5 protein-coding genes are annotated in these 4,392 nt (G+C 64.5%); 4 read left to right on the forward strand and 1 reads right to left on the reverse strand.

Translation table 11 applies throughout. From position 1 onward, the window contains the following. Positions 1-677, reverse strand: a 677-nt coding sequence (locus MOV75_RS28565; RefSeq protein WP_247007016.1) for a DUF2336 domain-containing protein, incomplete at its 3' end; no start/stop codon positions are given. A 371-nt stretch (positions 678-1,048) separates the two neighbouring features. Here MOV75_RS28565 and rimP point away from each other — a divergent pair. The 4 genes from rimP to MOV75_RS28585 all read left to right on the forward strand — a co-directional run. Beyond that, positions 1,049-1,804 carry a ribosome maturation factor RimP gene (rimP, locus tag MOV75_RS28570; protein ID WP_246927049.1) on the forward strand — a complete coding sequence of 252 codons (756 nt, stop codon included), beginning with the start codon at positions 1,049-1,051 and terminating at the stop codon, positions 1,802-1,804. 2 nt (positions 1,805-1,806) lie between these two features. Next, on the forward strand, positions 1,807-3,417 hold the full coding sequence (nusA, locus tag MOV75_RS28575; protein WP_018319418.1) for a transcription termination factor NusA: 1,611 nt from the start codon (positions 1,807-1,809) through the stop codon (positions 3,415-3,417). 23 nt (positions 3,418-3,440) lie between these two features. After that, positions 3,441-4,124 (forward strand): RNA-binding protein, encoded by a 684-nt coding sequence (locus MOV75_RS28580; RefSeq protein ID WP_246927052.1) that lies wholly within the window; start codon positions 3,441-3,443, stop codon positions 4,122-4,124. A gap of 70 nt (positions 4,125-4,194) precedes the next feature. Then, the coding region (locus MOV75_RS28585) for a translation initiation factor IF-2 associated domain-containing protein (protein ID WP_247007017.1) at positions 4,195-4,392 on the forward strand (198 nt) is incomplete at its 3' end.

Here is a 4,392-nt window from a genome sequence, read left to right on the forward strand (position 1 = left end):
ATCGCCGCCATCGCGCGCTTGATCTCGACCTGGCGCGCGGGGTTGACCACGCTGGAGAGTCGCCGGCGGATGACGTCGAGCGTCCCGTCGAGAAGCTCTTTCAGGTGCTCGCCCGAAAGATCGCGGCGCTGACCGATCTTGAGTGTCAGCACACCGTCCTGCGCCGCGCGCTTGATCATCTCGGAATAGCTGCCCGGCGAGAACACCGCACCGGCATTGGCCGCGGCGCGGCGCACCACGTCGCGATCGCCGCGCTCGACCAGCACGTCGGTGATCTCAGCCGACAATGCGGGCCGCTCCGTCATCGCCAGCAGATGGCCCTGGCCCTTCAGCCGTGCGATCTCGACCAGAGCGGAATCATCGAGCACGGGCGAGCGGCGCAGCACGGGAGCTGCCACCATGATCTCGTTTTCGCGCGCGAGTTGATTGACCAGATGCGGCGGCGCGTTGGTCAGATGCGAGAAGCGCTCGGCGAGGTCGACGCGCGAGGCGAGTTCGGCATGCGGCACGAGATCGATCAGGAGATTGTCGAAGAGATCGATGAGCTCGGGACGAAGATTGGCGGAATCCCGGAAGAACAGTTCGGAGATGGCGCGCGCGATCTCGCCGCGTCGGCGCGGGTCGCCGCGTTTGACGATATCGTCCAGTCCGGGAATGAGCGACGTGGCAACGGTCATGTACGCAACTCGATCAGGGCACGCCGCGGGTGCGCCCTTGGTCCAAGCCGCCCCACAATCAGGGAATTTAGCCTCCCGAGGTGAAAGAAGCGTTAGGCCCAGGACGCTGCGAATCGGGCGCAAAAAGCCCCCTTTGACCCGCGATGGGCCTTGTCCACGGAGACAGAAAGCGCTATATCAGCGCCAATTCATCTTCTCATACGATCCGCGTAGTGAGAGTGGGCCCGAAAGGACCCGCTCTTTTTTATTACCTGAACGCGGCTTGGCGGAAGATGCGGCCCGACGCGTGTCGGGAGAGTTCCGAAGCGGGCTTTGAAGTCTTAACCAAGCCTTAACCCAAGCCTTATCCAACGAGCGCCTTGACCCCTGATATGTCCGAACCGAACCCTGGTTCCACCGATGCCGAATTGCTGGCCGAGCCGAGGCTCGTGGTCGAGCCGGGCGCGGCGGCACGGGTGTCCGCGGTCGCAGCGCCGGTGCTGGAGGGCATGGGCTACCGCCTGGTGCGGATCCGCATTTCCGGCGAAGCCGGCTGCACCGTGCAGATCATGGCCGAGCGGCCGGACGGCTCGATGCAGCTCGAGGATTGCGAGGCGATCTCGCGGGCGCTATCGCCCGTGCTCGATGTCGCCGACCCCATCGATCGCGCCTATCGGCTGGAAATCTCCTCGCCGGGGATCGACCGGCCGCTGGTCCGTCGTTCCGATTTCGAGCGCTATTTTGGCCATCTGGTGAAGATCGAGATGGCGGTCGCCCATGAAGGGCGCAAGCGGTTCCGCGGCAGGATCGGGCCAGTCGAAGGCGATCGCGTTCATCTGCATCGCGACGACGTCAAGGCGAGCGATGATCCCGATGTGCTCCTGACGATGGAGGATATCGGCGAGGCCCGGCTGGTGCTGACCGACGAGCTGATCGCGGAATCGATGCGCCGCGGCAAGGCCGAGGAGCGCCAGATGCGCAGGGATCTCGGCCTCGAGCCGCCGCAGGCGCCGCACGCCAAGATCAGCGAAAAGACCACCAAGAACACCAAGCCGAAGAAGAAGCCGGCCCCGACCAATACCAAGAAGCATCGCCTGGCCGCCGAACGCGCGCGACGGGGCGAGATCGAGCCTGACGAAGGAGACTAGCCATGGCAGTCAGCGCCAATCGACTTGAATTGCTCCAGATCGCAGACGCCGTCGCGCGCGAGAAATCGATCGACCGCGGCATCGTCATCGCGGCGATGGAGGATGCCATCGCCAAGGCCGCGCGCGCACGCTACGGCAGCGAGACTGACGTTCACGCCGAGATCGACCCGAAGAAGGGCGAGCTGCGGCTGTCGCGCCACATGCTGGTGGTCGAGAAGGTGGAAAACCATTCCAACCAGATCTCGCTGGTGGATGCGCAGCGCGCCAATCCCGGCGCCCAGGTCGGTGACACCATCGCCGACACCCTGCCGCCGCTGGAATATGGCCGCATCGCTGCGCAGTCGGCCAAGCAGGTCATCGTGCAGAAGGTGCGCGAGGCCGAGCGCGACCGGCAATATCAGGAATTCAAGGACCGCATCGGCGACATCGTCAACGGCGTCGTCAAGCGCGTCGAATATGGCAGCGTCATCGTCGATCTCGGCCGTGGCGAGGCCATCATCCGCCGCGACGAGATGCTGCCGCGCGAAGTGTTCCGCAACGGCGACCGCGTCCGCGCCTACATTTTCGACGTCCGCCGCGAGACCCGCGGCCCGCAGATCTTCCTCTCCCGCACCCATCCGCAATTCATGGCGAAGCTGTTCGCCCAGGAAGTGCCGGAGATCTATGACGGCATCGTCGAGATCAAGGCGGTCGCCCGCGATCCGGGCTCGCGCGCCAAAATCGGCGTGATTTCCCGCGATTCCTCGGTCGATCCGGTCGGCGCCTGCGTCGGCATGCGCGGCTCGCGCGTGCAGGCCGTGGTGAATGAATTGCAGGGCGAGAAGATCGACATCATCCCCTGGTCGCCCGACATCGCGACCTTCGTGGTCAACGCGCTCGCGCCGGCCGAAGTGTCCAAGGTCGTCATCGACGAAGACCGCGAGCGCATCGAGGTCGTCGTCCCGGATACCAACAACCAGCTCTCGCTGGCGATCGGCCGCCGCGGCCAGAACGTGCGTCTGGCCTCGCAGCTCACCGGCTGGGACATCGACATCCTGACCGAGCAGGAGGAATCGGAGCGCCGCCAGGCCGACTTCGAGAACTCCACCCGCGTCTTCATGGAATCGCTCAACGTCGACGAAGTGGTCGGCCAGCTGCTGGCGTCCGAAGGCTTCACCTCGGTCGAGGAACTCGCCATGGTGGACCTCAAGGAACTCGCCGGCATCGAGGGTTTCGACGAGGAGACCGCGCAGGAGCTGCAGAGCCGTGCCCGCGAATATCTCGAGCAGCAGGAAGCGGAGATCGAGGCCAGGCGCAAGGAGCTCGGTGTCGAGGACGCCGTCAAGGACGTGCCCGGCGTCACCTCCAAGATGCTGGTGAAGTTCGGCGAGAACGACATCAAGACGGTCGACGACCTCGCGGGCTGCGCCACCGACGATCTGGTCGGCTGGACCGAGCGCAAGGAAGGCGGCGAGCAGACCAAATTCCCGGGCGCGCTCGACGGTATCGATATCTCCCGTGACGATGCCGAGGCGATGATCATGCAGGCCCGCGTCAAGGCCGGCTGGATCACCGAGGCCGATCTCGCCAAGCCCGCAGAAGAGGCTGAGGCGACCGAAGATCAGCCGGCTTAAGGGCGAAGGAGGATGTCGCCCGGATGCTCACCGATACTGACCCCGAACTTGACCATGGACCGCGGACCGAAAGGTCCGCGACCATGCGGATGTGTGCGGTCAGTCGGCAGGTCCGGCCGATCGACGAGCTGATCCGCTTCGTCATTTCGCCGCAAGGCGACGTGGTTCCAGATCTCAAGCGCAAGCTGCCCGGACGCGGCATGTGGCTCACCGCCTCCCGCGGGGTGGTTGCGGAAGCCGTGCGGCGTCACCATTTCGGTAAGGCCTTCAAGCGCGAGCTGCGCATTCCCCAGACGTTTCCTGCTGACATCGAGGCGCTCCTGGTCCGGAGCGTGACCGAGGTCCTTGGGATCGCGGCCAAGGCGGGCCAGATCGTCGCCGGTTTCGGCAAGGTCGAAAGCGCCCTGCGGGAAGGCACGGTCGAGGTCCTGATCCACGCCAGCGACGGGGCCGCGGACGGAATCCGCAAATTGGACACGCTGGCGCGTCAAAATGACGGAAATCGCGGCGCCAAGCCGCAGATTCCCGTCGTTACCGTACTGAAATCGGTAGAATTGGATTTGGCACTTACCCGGTCAAATGTGATACATGCTGCCCTGCTCGCGGGCCCGGCGAGCAAGTCATTCCTGTCACGTAGCCAGATGCTGGTCCGATACCGGATGGCGGACGCTGACAAGACTGCCGAAAAGCCCGGCCAGGATTTCTGAGAGACAACGACGACCCAATTGGACGGTGCGGAAACGCACAACACTGATAAATCAGGATTAGGACTGCTGAATGGTTGATACCAAGACCCCTGGCGACAAGAAGCTGAGCGTTCCGAGCAAGACGCTATCGCTCAAGCCGCGCGTCGAAACGGGCACTGTGCGCCAGAGCTTCAGCCATGGCCGCAGCAAGCAGGTCGTGGTCGAGAAGCGCGGCAAGCGCCGCATCGACGGCACGCCCGAGCCGCAGGCTGCCGAGGTTGTGAAGCCC

Origin of the sequence: Bradyrhizobium sp. PRIMUS42, from assembly GCF_023006515.1 — a bacterium.
GTDB lineage: Bacteria > Pseudomonadota > Alphaproteobacteria > Rhizobiales > Xanthobacteraceae > Bradyrhizobium.

Excerpts from the sequence above, each read along its gene's own strand:
- rimP (WP_246927049.1), top strand. The coding sequence starts at position 1,049 with ATGTCCGAACCGAACCCTGGTTCCACCGATGCCGAATTGCTGGCCGAG.
- nusA (WP_018319418.1), top strand. The coding sequence starts at position 1,807 with ATGGCAGTCAGCGCCAATCGACTTGAATTGCTCCAGATCGCAGACGCC.
- MOV75_RS28580 (WP_246927052.1), top strand. The coding sequence starts at position 3,441 with ATGCTCACCGATACTGACCCCGAACTTGACCATGGACCGCGGACCGAA.